At 68.4% G+C, this 20,219-nt stretch carries 21 protein-coding genes and 1 tRNA gene; 8 read left to right on the forward strand and 14 right to left on the reverse strand.

The window, feature by feature from the left end; all coding sequences use genetic code 11:
- Positions 1 to 153: 153 nt before the first annotated feature.
- Together DPQ64_RS05160 and DPQ64_RS05165 are read left to right on the forward strand one after the other, a co-directional pair.
- Positions 154 to 1,182: an amidohydrolase family protein gene (locus tag DPQ64_RS05160; RefSeq protein WP_115863295.1), complete on the forward strand. Its 1,029-nt coding sequence runs from the start codon at positions 154 to 156 to the stop codon at positions 1,180 to 1,182.
- A gap of 72 nt (positions 1,183 to 1,254) precedes the next feature.
- Positions 1,255 to 1,764 (forward strand): universal stress protein, encoded by a 510-nt coding sequence (locus DPQ64_RS05165; RefSeq protein ID WP_115863296.1) that lies wholly within the window; start codon positions 1,255 to 1,257, stop codon positions 1,762 to 1,764.
- Here the strand turns inward: DPQ64_RS05165 and DPQ64_RS05170 are convergent, their stop codons facing one another.
- Both DPQ64_RS05170 and DPQ64_RS05175 read right to left on the reverse strand, forming a co-directional pair.
- Positions 1,765 to 2,760 (reverse strand): biotin--[acetyl-CoA-carboxylase] ligase, encoded by a 996-nt coding sequence (locus tag DPQ64_RS05170; protein ID WP_115863297.1) that lies wholly within the window; start codon positions 2,758 to 2,760, stop codon positions 1,765 to 1,767.
- A 379-nt stretch (positions 2,761 to 3,139) separates the two neighbouring features.
- Positions 3,140 to 4,996, reverse strand: coding sequence for an acetyl-CoA carboxylase biotin carboxylase subunit (locus DPQ64_RS05175; protein ID WP_115863298.1), 1,857 nt, complete (start codon positions 4,994 to 4,996; stop codon positions 3,140 to 3,142).
- 199 nt (positions 4,997 to 5,195) lie between these two features.
- Here DPQ64_RS05175 and DPQ64_RS05180 point away from each other — a divergent pair, with 199 nt between their 5' ends.
- Both DPQ64_RS05180 and DPQ64_RS05185 read left to right on the forward strand, forming a co-directional pair.
- Positions 5,196 to 6,251: a hypothetical protein gene (locus DPQ64_RS05180; RefSeq protein WP_115863299.1), complete on the forward strand. Its 1,056-nt coding sequence runs from the start codon at positions 5,196 to 5,198 to the stop codon at positions 6,249 to 6,251.
- A 67-nt stretch (positions 6,252 to 6,318) separates the two neighbouring features.
- Entirely contained in the window at positions 6,319 to 7,158 is an 840-nt protein-coding gene (locus DPQ64_RS05185) for a class I SAM-dependent methyltransferase (RefSeq protein WP_115863300.1), read from the forward strand.
- A gap of 71 nt (positions 7,159 to 7,229) precedes the next feature.
- Here the strand turns inward: DPQ64_RS05185 and DPQ64_RS05190 are convergent, their stop codons facing one another.
- The 5 genes from DPQ64_RS05190 to DPQ64_RS05210 all read right to left on the reverse strand — a co-directional run bounded on the left by DPQ64_RS05190 (position 7,230) and on the right by DPQ64_RS05210 (position 10,773).
- Entirely contained in the window at positions 7,230 to 7,748 is a 519-nt protein-coding gene (locus DPQ64_RS05190) for a hypothetical protein (protein WP_115863301.1), read from the reverse strand.
- 3 nt (positions 7,749 to 7,751) lie between these two features.
- Complete coding sequence (locus DPQ64_RS05195) at positions 7,752 to 8,537, reverse strand: mechanosensitive ion channel domain-containing protein (protein ID WP_115863302.1); 786 nt, start codon at positions 8,535 to 8,537, stop codon at positions 7,752 to 7,754.
- Positions 8,537 to 9,352 carry a diadenylate cyclase DacZ gene (gene dacZ, locus DPQ64_RS05200; RefSeq protein ID WP_115863303.1) on the reverse strand — a complete coding sequence of 272 codons (816 nt, stop codon included), beginning with the start codon at positions 9,350 to 9,352 and terminating at the stop codon, positions 8,537 to 8,539. The genes DPQ64_RS05195 and dacZ overlap by 1 nt, the downstream gene beginning before the upstream one ends.
- Before the next feature lie 188 nt (positions 9,353 to 9,540).
- Entirely contained in the window at positions 9,541 to 10,257 is a 717-nt protein-coding gene (locus DPQ64_RS05205; protein ID WP_115863304.1) for a DUF7139 domain-containing protein, read from the reverse strand.
- A gap of 431 nt (positions 10,258 to 10,688) precedes the next feature.
- Positions 10,689 to 10,773: transfer RNA gene (locus DPQ64_RS05210), tRNA-Leu, on the reverse strand.
- Positions 10,774 to 10,874: 101 nt separating this feature from the next.
- Here DPQ64_RS05210 and DPQ64_RS05215 point away from each other — a divergent pair.
- Together DPQ64_RS05215 and DPQ64_RS05220 are read left to right on the forward strand one after the other, a co-directional pair.
- The gene (locus DPQ64_RS05215) at positions 10,875 to 11,204 is read left to right on the forward strand and encodes a transcription initiation factor IIB family protein (RefSeq protein WP_115863305.1); all 330 of its coding nucleotides are present in this window, start codon (positions 10,875 to 10,877) and stop codon (positions 11,202 to 11,204) included.
- A 60-nt stretch (positions 11,205 to 11,264) separates the two neighbouring features.
- Entirely contained in the window at positions 11,265 to 12,179 is a 915-nt protein-coding gene (locus DPQ64_RS05220) for a phosphatase PAP2 family protein (RefSeq protein ID WP_232820492.1), read from the forward strand.
- Between the two features lie 52 nt (positions 12,180 to 12,231).
- On the opposite strand, the gene DPQ64_RS05225 is transcribed toward DPQ64_RS05220, so the two are convergent.
- The 5 genes from DPQ64_RS05225 to DPQ64_RS05245 all read right to left on the reverse strand — a co-directional run bounded on the left by DPQ64_RS05225 (position 12,232) and on the right by DPQ64_RS05245 (position 16,537).
- The gene (locus tag DPQ64_RS05225) at positions 12,232 to 12,765 is read right to left on the reverse strand and encodes a phosphopantetheine adenylyltransferase (RefSeq protein ID WP_115863306.1); all 534 of its coding nucleotides are present in this window, start codon (positions 12,763 to 12,765) and stop codon (positions 12,232 to 12,234) included.
- Between the two features lie 51 nt (positions 12,766 to 12,816).
- Positions 12,817 to 13,413, reverse strand: coding sequence for a winged helix-turn-helix domain-containing protein (locus tag DPQ64_RS05230; RefSeq protein ID WP_198662023.1), 597 nt, complete (start codon positions 13,411 to 13,413; stop codon positions 12,817 to 12,819).
- A 414-nt stretch (positions 13,414 to 13,827) separates the two neighbouring features.
- Positions 13,828 to 14,910, reverse strand: coding sequence for a glutamate--cysteine ligase (locus DPQ64_RS05235; protein WP_115863307.1), 1,083 nt, complete (start codon positions 14,908 to 14,910; stop codon positions 13,828 to 13,830).
- Between the two features lie 104 nt (positions 14,911 to 15,014).
- Positions 15,015 to 15,650 carry a fibrillarin-like rRNA/tRNA 2'-O-methyltransferase gene (locus DPQ64_RS05240; protein ID WP_115863308.1) on the reverse strand — a complete coding sequence of 212 codons (636 nt, stop codon included), beginning with the start codon at positions 15,648 to 15,650 and terminating at the stop codon, positions 15,015 to 15,017.
- Positions 15,647 to 16,537 (reverse strand): NOP5/NOP56 family protein, encoded by an 891-nt coding sequence (locus DPQ64_RS05245; RefSeq protein WP_115863309.1) that lies wholly within the window; start codon positions 16,535 to 16,537, stop codon positions 15,647 to 15,649. The genes DPQ64_RS05240 and DPQ64_RS05245 overlap by 4 nt, the downstream gene beginning before the upstream one ends.
- Positions 16,538 to 16,980: 443 nt before the next feature.
- Here DPQ64_RS05245 and DPQ64_RS05250 point away from each other — a divergent pair, with 443 nt between their 5' ends.
- Positions 16,981 to 17,385 (forward strand): PaaI family thioesterase, encoded by a 405-nt coding sequence (locus DPQ64_RS05250; RefSeq protein ID WP_115863310.1) that lies wholly within the window; start codon positions 16,981 to 16,983, stop codon positions 17,383 to 17,385.
- A 37-nt stretch (positions 17,386 to 17,422) separates the two neighbouring features.
- On the opposite strand, the gene DPQ64_RS05255 is transcribed toward DPQ64_RS05250, so the two are convergent.
- Positions 17,423 to 17,680, reverse strand: coding sequence for a hypothetical protein (locus tag DPQ64_RS05255; protein WP_115863311.1), 258 nt, complete (start codon positions 17,678 to 17,680; stop codon positions 17,423 to 17,425).
- Positions 17,681 to 17,866: 186 nt separating this feature from the next.
- Between DPQ64_RS05255 and DPQ64_RS05260 the strand changes: the two genes are divergently transcribed.
- The gene (locus DPQ64_RS05260; RefSeq protein ID WP_115863312.1) at positions 17,867 to 19,147 is read left to right on the forward strand and encodes an adenosylhomocysteinase; all 1,281 of its coding nucleotides are present in this window, start codon (positions 17,867 to 17,869) and stop codon (positions 19,145 to 19,147) included.
- A gap of 26 nt (positions 19,148 to 19,173) precedes the next feature.
- Here DPQ64_RS05260 and DPQ64_RS05265 read toward each other — a convergent pair whose 3' ends face one another.
- On the reverse strand, positions 19,174 to 19,818 hold the full coding sequence (locus tag DPQ64_RS05265) for a helix-turn-helix domain-containing protein (RefSeq protein ID WP_115863313.1): 645 nt from the start codon (positions 19,816 to 19,818) through the stop codon (positions 19,174 to 19,176).
- Between the last annotated feature and the right edge of the window lie 401 nt (positions 19,819 to 20,219).

The following is a 20,219-nucleotide window of genomic DNA, read 5'->3' on the forward strand; positions in this document are numbered from 1 at the left end:
AAACGCGCCGCGGCCCCCCGCGCGCCGAACGCTGGTCGGCCGACCGCCGACCGCTGATCACCGACCGCCGACTGGTCGACGGGCCGATCATCCTCCTCGCCTCGCGATGAACGAATAGGGAGCTTCAAGGGCGTCCCGGCCCGTCCCGAACACATGATAGTCGAGGGAACCGTCCTCCGCGGTCCCGACTTCGAGCCGGTCGAAGGCCGGGTCGTCGTGAAGGACGACGCGGAGGGCAACGGCGAGATCACCGCGGTCGAGGAGGCGTCGGTCGATTCCTCGCAGATTATCATTCCGGCGTTCGTCAACGCACACACCCACATCGGCGACTCTATCGCCAAGGAAGCCGGCGGCGGGCTGAGTCTCGACGAACTCGTCGCGCCGCCGGACGGGCTCAAACACCGGCTGCTCCGGCAGGCCTCCCGCGAGGAGAAGGTCGCGGCCATGCACCGGTCGGCGACCTTCATGCAGGAGACCGGCACTGCGTCGTTCCTCGAATTCCGCGAAGGCGGCGTCGAAGGCGTGTACGCGCTCCGGGAAGCGGTCGAAGGCCTCGACGTCGAGCCCGTGATTCTGGGCCGCGAGACCGTCGAGGCGATGGAGGCCAGCGAGGGGTTCGGCGCGAGCGGGGCTCGCGACGGCGAGTTCTCGCGGGAGCGCACCGCGACCGCCCGGGCGGGCAAGCTGTTCGGCATCCACGCCGGCGAGCGCGACGCCATGGACATCAACCCCGCGCTCGACCTGGACCCCGACTTCCTCGTCCACGTGGTCCACCCCGAATCGCTCCACCTCGACCGCATCGAGGACAGCGAGGTCCCGGTGGCGGTCTGCCCGCGCTCGAACCTCGTGACCGGCGTGGGCGTCCCGCCCATCGCGGAACTCGTCGACCGGACCACGGTCGCGCTCGGCACCGACAACGTGATGCTCAACAGCCCGTCGATGTTCCGCGAGATGGAGTTCGCGGCGAAGCTCGCCGACGTGAGCGCGACCGAGGTGCTCCGGATGGCGACCCGAAACGGGGCGAAGATCGCGGGCCTCGATTGGGGCGTGATCGAGGAGGGCCGTCCCGGCAAACTCCTCGTGCTCGACGGCGATTCGGACAACCTCGCCGGGGCGCAGGACGCAGTCCGCGCGGTGGTCCGCCGTGCGGGCGCGAGCGACGTCGAGCGCGTGGTGCTGTGACCTCCGGGGCAGACGACCGACACGTCGCAGGAAACAGTTAAGCCCCGTGGCGTGCTATCACACAACAAATAGATGTACGACCGTATTCTCGTGCCGACCGACGGCTCAGCCGGGACCGAGCGAGCCGTGAGCCACGCCGCCCGACTGGCGGCCGCCCACGGCGCGGAACTCCACGCCGTCTACGTCGTCAACTCGGCGACGTTCACCGGACTGCCGATGGAGACCTCGTGGGAGGGCGTCGGCGACGTGCTGCGCGAGGAGGGCGAGACCGCGCTCTCGCGCGTCGAGGACATCGGAGCCGAGTACGGCGTCGCGGTCGCGACCCACGTGCTGGATGGGTCGCCGAGCAGGCGCATCGTGGAGTTCGCCGAGGGCAACGATTGTGACCTCGTGGTAATGGGGACCCACGGCCGGGGCGGCATCGACCGCCTCCTCCTCGGCAGCGTGGCCGAGGGCGTGGTCCGCGCCTGTTCGGTCCCCGTCCTGACGGTGCAGGTCGACGGCGAGGACGAGGACTTCGACGGGACAGAGGCACAGTCGGAGAGCGAGTCGGCCGACGAAGGGGAAGTCGCGGTCGAGTAACTACACCGGCCGGAGATGCTCGCAGTCGCCAGCGTGGACCCGCTCGCGCCCTTCGTCGGTCTCGATGATCAGTGCGCCGGGGACCGCCACGTCCACGGCTTCGCCGACCACATCGCCGTTCTGCGTCACCACCCGCACGCGCTGGCCGAGCGTGGCCGACCGCTCGCGCCACGCCGCGACCGTGGCCTCGGGGTCGCCGCGGAGGTCGTCGAACCGCTCCAGCAGTCGCTGGACGAAGGCCCGGCGGTCGATCTCTCCGACCTCGTTCTGTAGACTGGTCGCGTCCGCCGGGAGGGCCTCGGCCGCGACGTTGGCGTTCACCCCGATTCCGGGGACGACCCACGAGACGCGGTCGGCCTCGCCCTCCATCTCGGTCAGGACGCCCGCGAGTTTCAGCCCGCCGCGGTCTGCGGTCTCTTCCGAGGCGTTGCTTTCGGTCTCGGCAGTCGATTCGCGCGTTGCTCCGCTCGCTTCGCTCACGAGCACGTCGTTCGGCCACTTGATCTGGGCGGGGACGCCCGCCTCGCGCGCCGCGTCCGTGACCGCCACCGCGGCCGCGAGCGTGAGCGCTGGCGCGTGGGCCGGCGGGAGGTCGGGCCGAAGTACCAGACTAAGCCAGACGCCGCCCGAGGGCGAGGACCACTCGCGGTCGAGTCGGCCCTTCCCACCGGTCTGCTCGTCGGCGAGCACCGCCACGTCCGCAGCACCGTCGCGGGCGAGTTCCCGCGCGCGGCAGTTCGTACTCGCGACCGCGTCGTGGTACTCCACCGAAAAGGGTGCGTCGAGGCCGAACTCGACCGCCGCTCCCCCGTACTCGGGGACCGATTCGAGGGCGTAGCCCGCGTCGTCGCTCGTTATCTCGAATCCGGCGTCGCGGAGCGCCTCGACGTGCTTCCACACCGCATTGCGCGAGACGCCGAGGTCGTCGGCGAGGGCGGGGCCGGGAACCGGACCGTCCGCGAGCCGGTCGAGGACGGCCCTGCGCGTGTCGTTCATGCGAAGGGGTACTCAGTCGAGGGAGAAGAATGGTGTGCTTGCGGGCGGGAGTAAGGCGTTTTTGTGTCTGTTTCTACGCTCGCTGCGAGTCTTTTCGCCGGCGAAGCGAACGGTTCGATGTTTTCTTTTCCGAAAGCCCCCGCCCACTCGCGGTCGCTGAGCGACATATCCGACGGACGTAGTTGCGTCGGATAGGGGTCGCTCAGACGACTAAAATGAACGCGAGCGGACGGCCCTTTCAGTCCCACCTGCGCGGCCTGTTCGGCCGGGCGATCCCGATGGACGGTCTCACCGAGTGCGTCCCGGTGGACTCGGTCCCCCAGTGCGGATTATTGGAAAAACGAGGCGTCGGAAAACGACTACCGACGACCGACAGTCGTTACTCCACGACGACCAGCACGTCGCCCATGTCGACGCTGTCGCCCTCGCTCACCGCGACTTGGGTCACGGTGCCGCCCCGCGAGGTGACCACGTCGTTCTCCATCTTCATCGCTTCCAGAACGCAGACCACGTCGCCCGACGCGACCTCGTCGCCCTCCGCGACGTTCACGTCGAGGATGGTGCCCTGCATTTCGGCGGTGACGCTCTCGCCCTCGGCGTCCGCGGCGGCACCGCTACCGTCGCTATCGCCGCCCTCGCCGCCCGCTGGCTGGGGCTTCTGGCCGCCCGAACTGCTGCCACTCGCGTCGCCCGCCGCCGGAATCGCGGCCGCGCCGCGCTCCTCCAGGTTCACGTCGAAGCGCTTGCCGTTGACCTCGACCGTGAACTCGCGCTCGACGACCTCCTCGTCGTCGGAGGCCGTGGCCCCTCCGGATTCGGTGCCCCACTTCTCCTGAGCCTCGTCGATGCGCTCGGGGTCGAGGTGGTGGTCGAGGTACTTCGTGGTGTGGGTGCCCGCGACGAACGCCTCGTCGGTGAGCATCAGCCGGTGGAACGGGACGATGGTCGGGATGCCCTCGATGTCGTACTCGGCCAGCGCGCGCTGCGAGCGGGCGATACACTCCTCGCGGTCGCTTCCGTGGACGATGAGCTTCGCGACCATCGAGTCGTAGTCGGTGACCAGATCGTCGCCCTGCCGGAGCGCGTCGTCGACCCGGACGCCGATGCCGCCCGGCGGGTCGTAGGTCGTCAGCTGGCCGCCCGTCGCGGGCGCGAACTCCTCGGCGGCGTTCTCGGCGTTGATGCGGAACTCCATCGCGTGGCCCTCCAGTTCGACCTCGCTCTGGTCGAAGCTGATCTCCTCGCCCGCGCCGACCCGGAGCTGTTCTTTCACAATGTCGATGTCGGTCAGCTCCTCGGTGACGGTGTGCTCGACCTGGATTCTGGTGTTGACTTCGAGGAAGTAGAAGTTGGTGTCCGGACCCAACAGCTCGCCGTCCTCGCGCTCGGTGTCCTCCTCGACGAGGAACTCGAAGGTGCCCGCGTTGGTGTAACCCGCGGCGTCGGCACCGCGGCGGGCGGCCTCGGCGATCTCCCCGCGGAGTTCGTCGGTGAGCGCGGGCGAGGGACCCTCCTCGATGACCTTCTGGTGGCGGCGCTGGAGCGAGCAGTCGCGCTCGCCGAGGTGCCGGACGTTGTCGTGATGGTCGGCGACGATCTGGACCTCGATGTGGCGCGGATTCTCCAGATAGCGTTCGAGGTAGACGTTCGCGTTGTCGAAGTACGCCTCACCCTCGCGTCGGGCGGACTCGAGCTGGTCGTCGGCCTCTTCCGGGCCGCGGACGACCTTCATCCCGCGACCGCCGCCGCCGCCCTCGGCCTTGATGGCGATGGGGTAGCCGTGTTCGTCGCCGAACTCGGTGACCTCCTCGGGCTCCTCGACGGGGTCGGTCGTGCCGGGGACGATGGGCACGTCGGCCTCCCGCATCGTCTTGCGGGCGTGGGTCTTCTCGCCGAGCTGCTCCATCGCGCTCGCCGAGGGGCCGACCCACGTCACGCCCTCGGTCTCCTCGACCTTGCCGGCGAACTCGGCGTTCTCCGCGAGGAAGCCGTAGCCGGGGTGGATGGCGTCGGCGTCGGCCTTCAGCGCGGCGTCGACGATTGCGTCGTGGTCGAGGTACGAGTCGGCCGCCCGGGCCGGGCCGACGTTGTACGCCTCGTCGGCGTACCGCACGTGCCCCGAGTCCTTGTCGGCCTCGCTGTACACTGCCACGGTGTCGATACCAAGCTCCTCGCACGCCCGCATCACGCGGACCGCGATCTCGCCGCGGTTGGCGACGACTACCTTGTCGAACATTCTTGCCGGCAAATATTCGGGTGGGATACCTCATTCTGTCGGTTCCAGGTCGAGCCCGAGCTGGATGCGGAGTGGCCCGGACGAAGGAGGCGTCGGATGATGCGGGAGAAACGGTCTGTCGAGTGATTCAGACGTGAAGCGAAGCGTCAAGTGACTCGGAAGTGAAAAGAATAAGAGTCGTCGCAGGCGACCCGAACGTATGCTTCCGTCTCGCAGGGTCGCGGCCGTCGTCGCCCTCCTCGTCGCCGGACTCGCGTTGTCGTCGCTGTTCGCCGTCCACGCCACCGAAATCGATACTACGCAGGTCGCCACTGAAGTCTCGTCGGCGGACGACTCAGACGCGATTGCGTCGCGGGTCCACGCCGTCCTCGACGCCGAGTCCTTGGTGAACGACGACCCGCCGGAGTCCCGGAGCGCGGTCGAAACTGCGTTCGAGACCGGGCGCTACGACGGCGACGACCACCCGACAGAGCTGTACGTCGCACTCGACGACACCGACTACCGGTACGCCGTCTACGAGGGGTCGTACTACCGGTGGAACGCCACGACCGGAGCGAACGACAGTTCGGTCACCATCCGAACCGAACCGGTCGCGGCCGAGACTGCGCTGTCCGAGCTAGCCGTTCCGTACGAGCAGGCTTCCCCCGCCGCACAGCGGGTCGTCGACGGAGCCGAGGTCGAGGACGACCTCGTCGTCGAGGACAGGGTCGTCGTCGACGACGGCACTTACTACGTCATCGGACTGGAGAACCCCGGGCGCACTACACTCCAGTTGTTCGCCACGCCGTTCGTCCTCGTGCTGACGAGCGCCGGGCGGGCGTACCTCGGCGTCGCGCTCGGCCTGCTCGCGCTGCTCGCCCGCCGGGGCGACCGACCGCTGGACGGCCGGTGCGGGCTCTTAGTCGCTGGACTCGCGGTCCCGACGGCGTGGCTCGTCACGGCGACGACCGAGTCGGGGTCCCTGCTGATCAACTACGGAGTCGAACCGGCGTTCGCCCTTGCGGTTGCACTCTGGCTGGTCGCGGGCGTGGCGCTCCGCCGCAAGCGGTACGCCGCGCTCGTCGGCGGGGGCGTCGGTGTCGGCGTCCTCGCGATATTCCTCGCGAGCGTCGTCGGGAACCCTATCGTCGGCGTCCTGACGGGAGTCGCACTCCTCGCGGCTGGCCCGCTCGGGGTCGTACTGGTGCCGTACGGCTACTACCTGACGCCAGCACGGGACGGCGACGGGGAGTCCGACGGCGAGTCGGCCGCGTAGCGGAGACCTCGATACCGTGGCCCACACCACCGAGTCGCTTTTCATTGGTCTGGTAGAAACGGGACGCATGGACCCCCAGACCTACTACGACGAGTTCGCCGAACGCGAGTGGAAACGCCTCGACCGCGACCCCGTGACCCGGATGGAGTTCGAGAACACGGCCGACTATCTTGCCGAACATCTGCCCGACGCTGCCGCGCGAACCGACGAGTCGGACCCTGTTCGCGTCCTCGACGCCGGCGGCGCGGCGGGCCGGTACGCCTGTTGGCTGGCCGAACGGGGCTACGACGTGACGCTCGTAGACCTCTCGGCCGAACAGGTCGAACTCGCCCGCGAGAAGGCTGCCGAGCGCGGCGTCGCCGACCGCGTCGCGGCCGAGCGAGGAGACGTTCGCGACCTCCGGTTCGCCGACGACTCGTTCGACGCGGTCTGCTGTCTCGGCGGCCCCCTCAGCCACGTCGTGGACGACGACGAGCGTGCAACGGCGACGGCCGAACTCCGGCGCGTGGCGAAGCCGCGTGCACCCGTCTTCGTCTCGGTCATCGGCCGCTTCGCCATGCTTCGGGACATCCTCAAGTTCTGCCTCGACGACGAGCACGGCCTGCTCGCACCCATCGCCGAGGACGGCGACTACACCGCCGAGCGCACGGCCGAGTACGCCGACGGCGACGGCTGGGCGGAGTGTCACGGCTTCCGCGCCGACGAGTTCGAAACCCAACTGGAAGCCGCTGGCTTCGAGGTGGAAACGCTGGTCGGTTTAGAGAACGTCGCGAACCGGATGAAACGGGAACTCGCAGAGGCCGACGAGGAGGCGGTCGAATCTGTCCGCGAGCTCGTCCGGACGCTCCGCGAGGACCGGACTGCGGTGGACTTCTCCGAGCACATGCTGGCCGTCTGTCGGGCCTGAGAGACGACGAGGGAGCTATTTCCGTCGGATATCCCTTCTCGTCGGTCATTTGCGCGTATACCACGGCTCACTCACATCCAGCCGAGAACGTACCGTCGGACCCCGAACTCGGCCAGCGCGAGCACACTACTTCCCAGAACCACCATCGGGCCGAAGAACAGCACGTACAGCGCGAGCGGGTCGGACTCCCCGCGAACCCCGAGAAACGCGAACAGCACGAGGACGGTCGCCCCGAACAGCGCCGCGAGCGGGACGACCAGTCTCCAGCGCGCGTAGAGGTAGTACGGAATCCCAGCCTGTGCGCCGAACACGACGAGTCCGCCGAGCAGCCATCCGACGAGAGTGAGCGGATCGGCGACCATACTGGAGACGAACGCGTCGGTCGCGAGTCGCGCGCCTGCCCACGCGCCGAGACAGAGCAGGGCGTACGCCAGTCCGCCGGCGACCGCGAGCGCCGTCGGGCCGGCGCGCGACTCGCGGAGCGCGAACGACAGGAACACCGGTGCGAGCGCGACGGCCGCTCCGAGAAGGGCCGCGACGGCGACCGTGAGGAGTCGACTGCCGAGAACGGGGTCGGGCGTTCCCGGCACAGTTCAGTCCCGGATTCGGACCACGCCGTCCTCGAACACCCGGCTGTTCGGGACGATGTACTCTTCACCGTCGCTCTCGATGCGTGTGACGAACATGTCGACCTCCTGGACGATGCCCCGGTCCTCGCCCACGCGAACCTCGTCGCCGATGCCGTACGGCTGGTTGAGCAGGAGATAGACCCCCGCCGCCGAGGAGCGCAGGAGATCTTTGAGCGCCACCGCGGCGAAGAGGATGACCGCGAGCGCGTAGGCCGCGAGCAGGATGAGCAGCGCGGTCACCGCCACGCCGACCTGCGCGAGCGCGACCAGCGCCGCGAGGAAGACGATGGTGTACTTGACCGTCCGGGAGACGATGCCGACCTCGGGGAGTTTGACCGACCGCAGGCGCTCGCTCACGACGAGTTCGGCCTTGTCGGCAACGACGAAGCCGACGATGAACACGAGGATGGCGATGAACAGGTCCGGGATGAACGTGAGCACGCCGCTCCAGAACAGCCTGGCGTTCAGGAGTTCGGCCACGTTGAGCGCGATGAGCACGACCACGCCGTAGATGAACCACGAACTCAGCCTGGCGACAAGCGTGACCGTGTCGGTGCCCAAACTTTGGGCGGTCCGCTCGAACGGCGTGCGCTCGACGGCCTCCGGCACCCCCGCCGCCGTCAGAATCCGATGGTTGAGCCGACCGATGACGTAACCCGCGATCCCGCCCGCGACGAGGATGAGCAGCGCGAGTACGAACTGGAACTCCTCGCGGAGGAGCAGGTTCCAGTCCAACTGCAGCGCCGCCATCAGTACTCCTCCGGATCGAGTTCGAGCACCAGTTCGCCGCCCTTGAACGCCCGGACGAGGCCGTCGCTCTCCGAGAGCACGATGGCCGTGGCGTTGGTCTCGCGGGTGACTCCCGCGGCGGCCATGTGTCGGGTGCCCAGCCCCTTCGGGATGTCGACGCCCTCGGCGGAGGGTTCGAGGTAGCGGTACGCCGAGACGATCTTGCCCGCGTCGCTGATGACGAAGGCTCCGTCGAGCCGCGAGAACTCCTTGAGCATCACGTTCACGATGGGGTCGCCGACGTGGACGTGGGACTTCTCGAACGGGTTGTAGCTCAGCGGGCGGGACTTGTTCATCACCTTGCCGGCGTCGCCGACCACGAACAGCGCGCCGACTGGCTTGCCCTTCTGACCCTTCTTGCCGAGTTCGATTGCGACCCCGAACACGTCGCGGATGACGCTCGGGTCGGCCCGCGAGTTGGCGAACAGGTCGTAGACCCCCGAGTGCATCGAGTCGCTCGCCCGCGCTCGCGTGACGGTGTCGGTCCCCCCCTCGAACATGCTCAGCGTGCAGACGACCACGTCGCCGTCGTCGACCAGTCCCTGCTCCATGCCCCCTTCGATGCCGAAGCGGACCCGCTCTCGGATGTCGTCGAACTGCAGGGGGAGTTCGACGAACGCGTCGGCTCCGACCGTGTTCTCGGGCGCGACCACGACGACGTTCGCGTCGGCGTCGAGGTCGGCGTACTGATCGTAGTAGGAACCGCTCGGCGAGAACAGAAAGATCGCGTCGGGGTCGTCGGTGACATCCGTCAGGAGTTCGTCCACGTCGGCCATTACCCAAAACGACTCATCGGCCGGAGAAAAGGTTTGTGGGGGTACGTGTCACCGAATCGGGCGGTCACTCGCCAGCGCGACCTCGGTCGGGGCGGTGATTCGGTACCTGAGTCTGCCACCAGCTACCAGTTCGCAGAGGAGTCGGCCGAGGTCAACCACGAGTAGACCAAGGTCCATCCACCGACGAGTCACGACTCCTCGTCGTCGAAGAACCTCACGTCGTCGTCGGGCTCGCCGCCGTCGCCGACCGCTGCGGCGGGCGGACCGTCCCCGCCGGTCGCTGACTCCGGCGCGGTCACCGCGCCGGAGTCGGCGACCCGGCTCGGGCTGTCGGCGACTCGGCTCCGGCCGCCAGCGACTCGCTCTGAGTCGTCGCCACCAAAGCGGCTGGCTGACGAGACGCTACCGAGTGAATCGGAGTTCCGGGACGCCGACTCCGAGCGAGTCCGGCCGGAACGGCGCGAGCCCCCACCATCCGACTCCTCGGCGTCCGCGGCGAGTCGCGCCCCGAACGCGGCGACGAGTCCGGCCGCGTAGGTGCCGAGCGCGACGGGCGACAACCGGGCGAGGTCGCCGGTCCAGCCCGCCGGGAGCGTGACCCAGAACAGTGCGAGCCCCGCGCACCCGGCCACGGCCGCCACGCCAGCGAGCGCGAGCGAGCGCGGCCCACCGGCCGCGCTCGCTCGCGCTCGCGGAACGAGGAACGCGGCCAGTGGGAGCGCGCCGCCGAGCAGTGCGGCGACCTCGAGCGCGGTCGCCGCCGGGACGCCCAGCCCCGCGATCAGGCTCGCCGCGGTGACGGTGAACCCGACCGCCGCGACGGCGCTGCCGGCGAGCAGCAGGAGGGCACGCGTGACCGACCGCTCGCGGCTATCGCGGTCGTACGCGTCCGAGAGGCTCGACATTTCTCGACCGGTTCGGACGGCCTCTTTAAAAGGGTACCGGCTGTGAGCTGCGTGGACCGACGATATCGTCGGTAGATCGCTATTCACCCGAAAATTCGTTCTCCTCTGGCTAGCATTCGCAAGCGAGCGGTTCGGAGAACCCGCGCGCAGCGATTCGCCGCGAGCGAACGAACGTGAGCGAGCGGCCCAAGGGAGGACCAACGGGACGACCGCAGTGTTTTTGGTCGAGCTTTTGCCAGCGAAGGAGAGGCGAGCGAACAGCTCGCCTCGACTGAGTGCAGCAAAAGGTCGTAGTGCGCGGGACCGGATTTGAACCGGAGCAAGACGGTCCGGGATGCTCGCTTCGCTGCGCTTCCGGGCTGCGACGTGCAGGGTTCAAATCCGTCCTGCTCTCTCACTCGTTTTCTCGCTCCGCTCGAAAATTCGTTCAGTGCGCGGGACCGGATTTGAACCGGCGGACCCCTACGGGATAGCGTCCTAAGCGCTACGCCGTTGGCCTGGCTTGGCAACCCGCGCCCACCTGCCAGTTCCGCCGAGGGCGACAAGAAACTGTCGTTCCGACCCGACTCGCTGGGGGTCCCGCCGGGCTTAAGACGGTGCCCTCACAAGGACTCGGCGTGTATCGAGCCCGCGATCAGGTCGAGAACGAGCGCTGGCTCGCCGAACTCCAGCAGGCCGCCGACCGGCTGGAACTCGCGACCGAGGCCCGCTCGCGCGCGACCGACCTGTTCCTCTCGACCGTCTCGGAGTGGGACGACCCGAGCGAGCGGGACGCCGACTCCCGGTTGGCGGTCGTCGCGGCCAGCCTCTACGCCGGCGCGCTCATCGAGGGCGACCAGCGCTCCCAGAGCGAGGTCGCCGACGCGGCGGGGGTCGCGCGGTTGACGGTCCAACAGCGCTGGAAGGATCTGCTCGACGAGGCCGGGCTCGAACCGCCGTCGTGGTGACCGAGTAGTTTCCTCCGTAAGAGCTACCACGGGAGCGGTCCGTGGTTTCGACCACATCTCGTGCTCACGAACGCCGCGCTGCGCGCCGGCCGAGGCGTCGGAGTCACCGAACTGCTGACGAACCACGGGGAGTGGCTACTCGTCGTGCTGTTCGGGCTGGTGACCCAACTCGGCGACGTCTGGTTCCTCTTCGTCCTCGGCGGCGTGCTCTACGTCGGCGGCGAGTTCGTGCCGCGCTGGGGCGTGAGTCGGCGACAGGGCCTGTTCGTCCTCTCGCTCGTGCTCACCTACGTCGCGCTCATCGGCGTCCTCAAGCACGTCTTTCTGCTCCCGCGACCGTCCGGTGCCGGCCAAGCGCCTGCGCTGGAGGCCGTTCCCCGGGCGCTCGCGGCGCTGTTAGAGAACGCGACCACCGCGGAAGGCCCGGGCTTTCCCAGCGGTCACGCGCTCGGGACGACGATGGTGTGGGGCGGCTTCGCGCTCGTCCTCGACCGCGGGACGGCCCGCGCCCGGTTCGGCGTCGCCGCCGCGGTCGTCGCACTCGTCTCGCTCTCGCGGCTCGTCCTCGGGGTCCACTACGCGGTCGACGTTATCGTCGGCGCGGCGCTCGGCGCGGTGACCCTCCTCGCGCTCTACCGGTTCTCCGACGGCGCAACCGACCCCGGGCGCGTGCTGGGCGTCGCGGTCGCCGTCGGGCTGCTCGGACTGCTCGTGAGCCTCAGCTTCGACAGCGTGGCCGCCATCGGCGGCGCGCTCGGCGGCTGGCTCGCGTGGCGTACGGTCGGCGACGGGATTCCCGCGCAGCCGTCGAGCCACCGGGAGGTAGCGCTCGGCCTCGCCATCTTCGGAGCCGCGGGCGCGCTCTTCGCCGTGGTGTACGCGGTCGAGCCGTCCTACCCGGCGACGTTCCTCGGCACCGCGCTCACCGGGGCTGGCGTCGTCGCCGCGCCATCGCTCGGCGAGCGATTGGGTTGATCGGGAACGAAGTTCGACCGAGTGACGAAGTCCGACCCAATTGCGAGAACAGTTACGCGCGCTCGGCGTCCTGGCCGTCGCGTTCGGCGTTCTGGTCGTCACGTTCGGCGTCCCGGCCGTCACGCTCGGGCGTGAGTCGGCCGTGTTCGTCGATCTCGCCCCGAACGATGCGGGTGCTGGAGATGATGTCGCCGTCCTCGGCGTGGACGTGCGGGACGATCTCGATTTCGAGCGGGTCGAGATCGCGGTCCGCGCGGATGTCGTTGATACGTTCCGCACCGTCTCTCGTCTCGGGCGAGACCACCAGCGCGTCGAACTGGGGCTCGGTGGCGATGCCGGTCGGTTCGGTCAGTTCGCGGACCTCGAACGCCCGGCCGTACTCGTCGGCCAAAGTCGTGAGTTCGTCTTCGAGGTCCGCCTGACGCTCGTCGAACGGGCGGACGTACCGGTCCTCGTGGCGGGTCTTCGGCGCGAGTTCGTCGCTCGTGAGCCCGACCGTCACGTCGCCCAGCTCGAACGCACGCTCGAACAGCGCGCGATGTCCGTCGTGGACCGGATCGAAGGTCCCGCCCAGGGCAACCTTCATACCCCCGCGAAGGGCACCCCGAGGCTTAGTGGCTTCGGAATAGTGACCGAACTACGCCCCGTCGACCGACTCGTCGTCGGCCGAATCGTCGAAGTCGCCCGGCTCGTCAACGCCGGCCGACTCGCCGCCCTCCGTCGGGTCGCGCTCCTCGTCCTCGACGCTGATGCTCACCGGTTCGGTCGACTCGCCGGAATCCTTGCCGAGTTCGCTCGTCTCGTCGGTTCCGATGTGGTCGTCGAGGTTGAACACGGTGTTGAGCTCGTCCTGGATCTGCCCAACGATGCCCGAGACGAGGTCACTCGGCGCGATGGCGGTGTACTCGTACGGGTTGTTGCCCGCGCCCTCGCTCTCGCGCTTGCGGCGCTCGACCGTCTCCTCCTCGTGGAGTTCCGCGAGCGATTCGCGGACCGTACTCGGGTAGAGGCCGGTCCCCTCGGCGATCTCCTCGCTGGTGCTGCGGGGATGCTGGCGGAGATAGACGTAGATGCGGGCCCGCGTCTCGGTGTCAAGTACCCACGACAGCAGGTCGACGATGCCGTCGTCGAACTGGTCGACCGCGCGGTCGGCCTCCTCTTCGAGGCGCTCGCGCCCCTTGGCGAGGCGTTCGGAGCCCGTCTCCTCGCCGTCTGCTTCCTCGCCGCTCGCGATTTCCTCCTCGAAGGCGACCGTCTCCTCGCCAGTCGTCTCGTCCTCGACCGTCACCTCCTCGGTCACGTCGCCCTCTTCGTCGACTTCGAGTTCCTCTTCGACTTTCACGTCGTCGTCGACGTCGTCGATCTCGGTTTCCTCGACGGCGTCCTCGTCCACGTTCACCGCTGGTCGGTCGTCGTCTGCATTCTCCCCGGACATGTCCTTTCAACGAGGACAAAAGCCGCCGACGCGTAAAAACCTTGCTTACGGGCGGTGCTTCCCGGGTTCTCGGCGTCGGTCCGAAATTTGTGTAACGTTCGATCCCCTGCCGCCAACTACGGGGGGGGGCGCCCCCCCCCCCCCCGCGCGCCCGGCGCGCGCGCGCCGGCGCGCCCCCACGACCTGAATTCCGTCAAGCACCAGCGATTCGACCTACGTTCCGTCAAGCACCAGCGATTCGAACAGCGCTTCGACGCCCTCCTCCTCTCGGAGTCGTCGCTGTCGGGCCGCGCCGCTCTCCGCGTCGTAGATGTCCCGGATGCCCGAGACGCCGAGGCGCTCGCACTCGCGGTCGACCACCTCGCCGAGGTCCACTTCGCCGTCGCGGTCTCGGCGGACGAAGGCGGCGTCGTGGCCGTACCGCATCGCGCGCCACTTGTTCTCGTCGAGGAGTTCCCGGCGGTGGCGATACCCGTCCTCGCTGTCCTCGTACCGCGCGGCGAGGTCCTCGACCAGTGCGTGGGCGTACTCCACGAACGCCAGCACGCGCTCGGGGTCGGCCTGTCCGTCGGGCGTTCGGACCTCGACCGTTCCGATGCCGGTGTGGGGTCGCACGTCGTACCAGAGTTCGCCGCGGTCGTTGATGGAGTCCGAGCGGAGCATCGTCTCCTCGAACGCTGCGAACGCCTCGTAGGAGTCGAAGTCGGTCGGCATCCCGGTGTTGGGCAGCCCCTCGAATATCTTCGCGCGGGCCGACTGGAGCCCGGTGTCGAAGCCGTTCCAGTACGGCGAGTTGGCCGACAGCGCGAGCATCACGGGGAGGTACCACCGGATCTCGTTAGCGATCCAGACGGCCTTGTCGGCGTCGTCGACGCCCACGTGGACGTGGAGCCCCGCGGTCGTGTTCCGATGCTGTGGATACTGGATGCGGTCGAGTTGGGCGCGGTAGCGTTCCTTCTCGGCGTGTTCGAGTTCGCGCCACTTCGCACCCGGATGGAGGCCCGCCGCAGCGATGCGATACCCGGCCGAACTCGCGTGGTCGGCCAACGCGTCTCTGACTGCGAGGAGTTCCTCGTTCGCGTTCCCGAGCCGGTCTATCTTCCGGGTTTGGGTCTCGATGACGCACTTGAACAGCTCGTGGTCGAGCCGCCCCTCCAGCAGTTCGGGTGGCTCGCGCTCGTAGACGAGTTCGTCGGTTCCGGACGTCGGACGGCCCCGCTCGTCCACGACGTAGAACTCCTCTTCGATGCCCAGCGTCCCCATCTCCGCGAAGCTCTCGGCGGAACCGGAGTCCATTTTTCGGAGCTTCGGAACCCGCCGTATAAATAGTTCCGAACCCGGCGAGACCGGGCGGGAGGTCGTCGGGCAGTTGTCGGGCTGTTACGTCGACGCTTCCGGATTCATCGCGGCCGAGCCACCACGCCGAGGTGGTCGTCGTGGTACGGCTCCAGCCGCCCGGTGTCCAGGATCTCGTAGGCCTCCCGGAGGTCGTCGAGCGCGTCCTCGAACACCGCCTCAGGTTCGCGGGTCACGTCCTCACTCCGGGCCTTGATAGCCGCGAGCAGCCGGCCGTCGTCGCCGAGGAACCGTCGGTTCTCGACCGCGACGCGGGCCTGCCCTTGGGTCGCCACGTCCTGTACGATGGCGTCGACGTTCGCCTCGACCACGTGGCCGTACGTCTCGGGCTTGCGGGCGTCCTTCAGCAGAGGAATCAGATTCTCGCGTCCCGCCGCGACCCCGACCAGATCTCGGACCGGCCGGGGCGCGAACTCCACGGCGTACGTCGGCCCGGCGAAGTCCGCGACGTGGCTGACCGTCGTTCCACTCGCGGCACCGAGATAGAGGACGGTCTCGCCGCCCGAGAGCCCGAGGTCGAGGTCGTTTTCGAGCATCGCGCCGAGCTTCGACCGGCCGGCGTCCCACACTCGCCAGTCGCCGTCGGTGGGTTCGCCGTACACCGGCGTTCCTCGCGTCGCCAGTCGCTCGCTGCCGTCGAAGGTGCGGCGGGTGACGCCGTTCGGAAGTTGGTTCGTCATTCCTCGTCACCTCCGCCGTTCGCTGTGGCTCCGTCGTCGACGGCCTCGCCTTTGGCCCGGATGCGTTCGATGCGCTCGCGCAACTCCTCGTCGAGTTCCGGCTTGCGCTCGCCGGAATAGTAGTCGATGCGCGCCGCGATGGCCAGCTTCCCGGCGAGAGTGCGAGCGGCCGATCCGCGTTTCTCCGGGCGGGTCCCGCGGACGTACTCGTGGGTGAAGATGACCCCGTGCTTGGGCGAGGGCGCGCGCCCCCGGAGGTGAGCGAACAGCGCGTCCTCCGCGCCGAGGACCTGCACGGTCCCGGAGGGCTTTTTCGCCAGTGAGTCGAGGCCGCCAGCGAGCGAGACGAGTCGTGCGGCGAGCGTCGGCCCGGCCATCGCGGCGAGGTTGGGCGCGACCTCGGGCGTCTCGCGTTCGACGAACGACCGGAGCTGGTCGGCCTCGTCGGCGAGGTTGGCGGTCCGGCGCGCGAGCGAGACGAGTCGCTCGTCGGTCGGCGATTCGGGGTCGCGCTCGGCGAGTTCCCGGGCGTAGTCGACTCCGGTTCCGGCGTCGGGGTAGCGGCTCCCGGCCCACTCGGCGACGCGCTCGGCGAGTTCGTTGGCGCGCTCGGTGAGGTCGTCCATCGCCCGGACGGCGTGGACCAGCTGCTGGTCGTCGGCCCGCTCGCGCTCGGCCGCGGCCTCGCGCGCGGCTCGGACAGCGGCGTCGTGGAGCGCAGCGTAGTAGTCGTCCTCGTCGTCGGCGAATCCCGCCTCGACGGCCAGTCGTGGCCAGTCGTTGGGAGCGTCGGCGCGGCCCTCTCGGATCCGGCTCGCGCCCGCCTCGACGTCGTCCCGTTCGACGCCCGCGAACCAGCCGGTCGAGCGGACACCTTCGTCGGTCATACCCGGTGCTTGCGCGTCATCGCGTTTAAACCTACGTCACTGGACTCGTCGGCACGGGGTTTCGGTGGTTGGTTCGGGTCGGTGGAGCAGGGTTCACGAGTCAGTCGGCGCGCGCTAACCTTGTCCCTCCTCACGGCAGCACTCGCTCGTTTTCCCTTCCACCCCGGCGCGTGCTGGCGCGACCTTGTGTCGCGCCAAAACGCGCGAGGGCTGAGCATCGCAGGCCGAAGGCCGAGAAGCGCAAGCGGTTGGGGAGGACGAGGTGCGGTGCTGTGCGGACGCGGTGCGGTCTCTCATATGCCTCGGCAGTAGCTAGCCCCTCCGTTCGAAGTAATTCGTAGAACGTTCTCACCCTCTGGTTTCGAGGGCTCCAATTTCGAGAGATTCGTATAACCGTCAGCAAAAAAGTATCCTTAAGCCGGTCGCAACCACAACCAGAGAGCATGGACGTCGAGAGCTTCTTCGAGGAGATGCCGTTCGCCGACCTGCTCGGGGTCGAAGTGACCACCGTCGAGGACGGCCACGCCGAGGGCCGGGTCGAGATGCGCGAGGAACTGTCGTGGAACGCCGACCGCATGATGGCCCACGGCGGGGTCACGTTCACCCTCGCGGACACCGTCGGCGGTGCCGCGCTCGTCTCGCTGGTCGACCAGCCGGTGCCGACCATCGACATGCGCATCGACTACCTCGAAGCCGGGACCGGCGATCTCCGCGCGGAGGCCGACGTCGTCCGCTGCGGGAGCGACGTGGGCGTCGTGGACGTGGATGTTTACGCCGTGGAGGATGGGGACGATGACGACGACGCTGCACAGGTCGCGGACGCCCGCGGCGTGTACAAGACGGGGTAGCGAAAGTCGGGGGAGCAGGGGTTCTGGGCCGTCCCGATCACTCGAACGCCCGTAAGACGGCGTTTCCGACCAGCAGGACGATTGCGCAGCCGCCGGCGATGGCACCGATGGAACCCGCACTGAGCAGGAGGACGGCGAGCAGGAGCGCGATGAGTTCGAGCGTCTGGTGGATGTTCGAGAGCTGTGTCGCGACCATATCACTGTCGGTGGCCGCGGGCTCTGCGTTCGCCAGCGCACGCCCGGAGGCCGTGGTCGACCGTTCGGCGTCGTTCGACGGGCGTTCGGAATCGGACATACCGTCTCCGATTCAATGCGTCCACAAATGCGGTGCGGTTCCGGACGCAGTCAGGCGAGCGGCGTTCGCACCGCAACCGATAGTTCGGCAGCGCCAAGAATCGATAGCTCAGCAGCGCCACCAACAGATAGTTCCGGGACAACCCAACGTGCAACATTTATCCAGTTCGGCCGCAATTGCTCCGGCATGACCAACGACCGCTCCGACGCGACGGACGATTCCCACGCGACCGACGCCGCCGACCCGCTGGCGTGGGCTCGCGACCATATGCCCGTGCTGGCCTCGTTCGCCGACGAGTACGGCGAGACCGAGCCGTTCGACGGCTACACAGTCGCCGTGGCGTCGCACCTCGAATCCAACACCGGCGTCCTCATCGAGACGGTTCGCGCTGCCGGGGCGGAGGTGCTGTTCGCACCGAGCGAACCCCAGAGCACGCACGGCGACGTGGTCGAGGCGCTCGACTCGGTCGAGGGCATCACCGCGTTCGCCGAAGAGGGGATGTCAGACGAGGCGTTCGACGAGGCCCAGCACGCGCTGCTCGAACGCGAACCCGACTTCGTCCTCGACGACGGCTGTGAACTCATCGCGAAGGTACACGCCGAACATCCGGACGTGGCCGAGCAGGTGCTGGGCGGCGGCGAGCAGACCACCGCAGGTGTCACGCGCCTCGAAGCGATGGACGAGGAGGGCGTGCTGGAGTTCCCGGTGTACGGCGTCAACGACACGCCGATGAAGCACTTCTTCGACAACGTCCACGGCACGGGTGAGTCGTCGCTGACCAACGTCGCCATCTCCACAAACAGCATCATCTCGGGGAAGACCGTGGTCGTCGCGGGCTACGGCTACTGCGGCCGGGGCGTCGCCCGAAAGGCCCGCGGCATGGGCGCACAGACGGTCGTCACCGAGGTCGACCCCCGGCAGGCGCTGGAGGCGCACATGGACGGCCACCGCGTCACGAACATGGGCGAGGCCGCCGCGGAGGGCGACCTGTTCGTCACCACGACCGGCAACCGCGACGTGCTGCGCCGCGAGCACTTCGAGGCCATGAGTGACGGCGCGATGCTCGCCAACTCCGGGCACTTCGACGTGGAGATCGTGGTCGACGACCTCGAAGCCATGGCGGAGTCGATCTCCCACCCGAAGGAGGGAGTCACCAGATATCACTTGCCTGAGGGCCGACGGCTCGACCTGCTCGCGGAGGGGCGACTGGTGAATCTCACCGGTCCGTACAGTCAGGGCCACCCCGCAGAGGTGATGGACACCACGTTCGCGATGATGTTCGTAGCTGCACACGACATGCTCACGGCCGACGAACGCCTCTCGCCGGGCGTCTACGCCATCCCGGACCGGCTCGACCGCGCGGTCGCCGACCGGAAGCTCGACACGCTCGACGTCACAATCGACCAACTCACGGAGCGCCAGCGCGAGTACTACGACGACTGGGAGCACGCCGACAGCAGTTTCTGAGTCGGCTCGCCCGTCGACTCCCCGAGCTACGCCTGGAACATCTGTCCGAACAGCGTGGCCTGCCCGCGCCGAAGCCGCTCCAGAAACGCCGACTTGCTGATGCCGACCGCCGCGGCCACCTCGCTCGCGGTCGTCTCCCGCGGGACCGCGAAGTAGCCCATCTCCAGCGCGGTCCGGAGCGCGACCTCCTGTGCCGGCGTGAGGTCCCAGCGCTGTGCGACCGCGTCGTCGTCCTCGTCGCCGAGCGGGAAGACCCGCTCCAGCGAGACCCCGACCGTCTCCGCCGCGGCAGCCAGCACGCCCTGCAGCACGTCGTGGCCGACGACCGCGCCGGTGTAGCGCTCTACGCCCTCGCGGTATTGGAGCGTCTCGGCCATGAATCCGGCGTCGCCGAGTTCGTGGACCACGCAGGGGTGTTTCGACAGACAGCGGAAGTTGGTCCGGCTGTCGGTCCGCGAGGCGTGGAGGTATCGCACGCGCTCGTCCGCGTCGAGAACCGCGGCGAGGTCGTCGGCACCTTCGCCCGCCGAGAATCGGAGAAGTGCGTAGCCGTCGCGGCGGAGCTGCGGCGGTCGGGCGTCGATGGTCGCGCCGGTCTCGCGGGTCGCATCTGCGAGCGGGCAGTCGTCGCCCGTGACGCTGAATTCGACGACGAGGCATTCGTCGATCATGATGGAACGATCGAATTCGATGGTTCAGATTCGGAGCTGACCGGCAAGCGAACAGCAAAATTGTGACGAACGTATTTCACAAAGCCCCCGCCCGCTCGCGGTCGCTCAGCGGGATATCTGGCGCGCGCAGGACTGCGCGCGCCGTCAGAGGCAAGCTCTGACGAGCCTGCGCTCGCTTCGCTCGCGCAGACGCCAGATAGTGGCCGCGCTGAGGCGACTAAACTGGACGCGAGCGAGCGCCCCCTTTCAGTCCCACCCGAGGATGGTTGGCCGAGTGGCGCGCTCCCGGTGGTCTGCTCAGCCGGAGTGCTACTGGTGGGTAGGTTAGTCGGCGCGCTCCCGATGGATTCATCGGCCGAGCGCGGGGGAGTGGCGGCAAGCCCTCGACGCGGATTCATAAT

It is taken from the genome of Halorussus litoreus (genome assembly GCF_003382685.1).
GTDB lineage: Archaea > Halobacteriota > Halobacteria > Halobacteriales > Haladaptataceae > Halorussus > Halorussus litoreus.

Coding starts and splice junctions, on each gene's coding strand:
- DPQ64_RS05265 (WP_115863313.1), bottom strand. CDS start 19,818: ATGATCGACGAATGCCTCGTCGTCGAATTCAGCGTCACGGGCGACGAC.
- DPQ64_RS05205 (WP_115863304.1), bottom strand. CDS start 10,257: ATGTCGAGCCTCTCGGACGCGTACGACCGCGATAGCCGCGAGCGGTCG.
- DPQ64_RS05180 (WP_115863299.1), top strand. CDS start 5,196: ATGCTTCCGTCTCGCAGGGTCGCGGCCGTCGTCGCCCTCCTCGTCGCC.
- DPQ64_RS05195 (WP_115863302.1), bottom strand. CDS start 8,537: ATGGCGGCGCTGCAGTTGGACTGGAACCTGCTCCTCCGCGAGGAGTTC.
- DPQ64_RS05250 (WP_115863310.1), top strand. CDS start 16,981: ATGGACGTCGAGAGCTTCTTCGAGGAGATGCCGTTCGCCGACCTGCTC.
- DPQ64_RS05185 (WP_115863300.1), top strand. CDS start 6,319: ATGGACCCCCAGACCTACTACGACGAGTTCGCCGAACGCGAGTGGAAA.
- DPQ64_RS05225 (WP_115863306.1), bottom strand. CDS start 12,765: ATGAAGGTTGCCCTGGGCGGGACCTTCGATCCGGTCCACGACGGACAT.
- DPQ64_RS05260 (WP_115863312.1), top strand. CDS start 17,867: ATGACCAACGACCGCTCCGACGCGACGGACGATTCCCACGCGACCGAC.
- DPQ64_RS05175 (WP_115863298.1), bottom strand. CDS start 4,996: ATGTTCGACAAGGTAGTCGTCGCCAACCGCGGCGAGATCGCGGTCCGC.
- DPQ64_RS05245 (WP_115863309.1), bottom strand. CDS start 16,537: ATGACCGACGAAGGTGTCCGCTCGACCGGCTGGTTCGCGGGCGTCGAA.
- DPQ64_RS05240 (WP_115863308.1), bottom strand. CDS start 15,650: ATGACGAACCAACTTCCGAACGGCGTCACCCGCCGCACCTTCGACGGC.
- DPQ64_RS05170 (WP_115863297.1), bottom strand. CDS start 2,760: ATGAACGACACGCGCAGGGCCGTCCTCGACCGGCTCGCGGACGGTCCG.
- DPQ64_RS05160 (WP_115863295.1), top strand. CDS start 154: ATGATAGTCGAGGGAACCGTCCTCCGCGGTCCCGACTTCGAGCCGGTC.
- DPQ64_RS05255 (WP_115863311.1), bottom strand. CDS start 17,680: ATGTCCGATTCCGAACGCCCGTCGAACGACGCCGAACGGTCGACCACG.
- dacZ (WP_115863303.1), bottom strand. CDS start 9,352: ATGGCCGACGTGGACGAACTCCTGACGGATGTCACCGACGACCCCGAC.
- DPQ64_RS05165 (WP_115863296.1), top strand. CDS start 1,255: ATGTACGACCGTATTCTCGTGCCGACCGACGGCTCAGCCGGGACCGAG.
- DPQ64_RS05235 (WP_115863307.1), bottom strand. CDS start 14,910: ATGGACTCCGGTTCCGCCGAGAGCTTCGCGGAGATGGGGACGCTGGGC.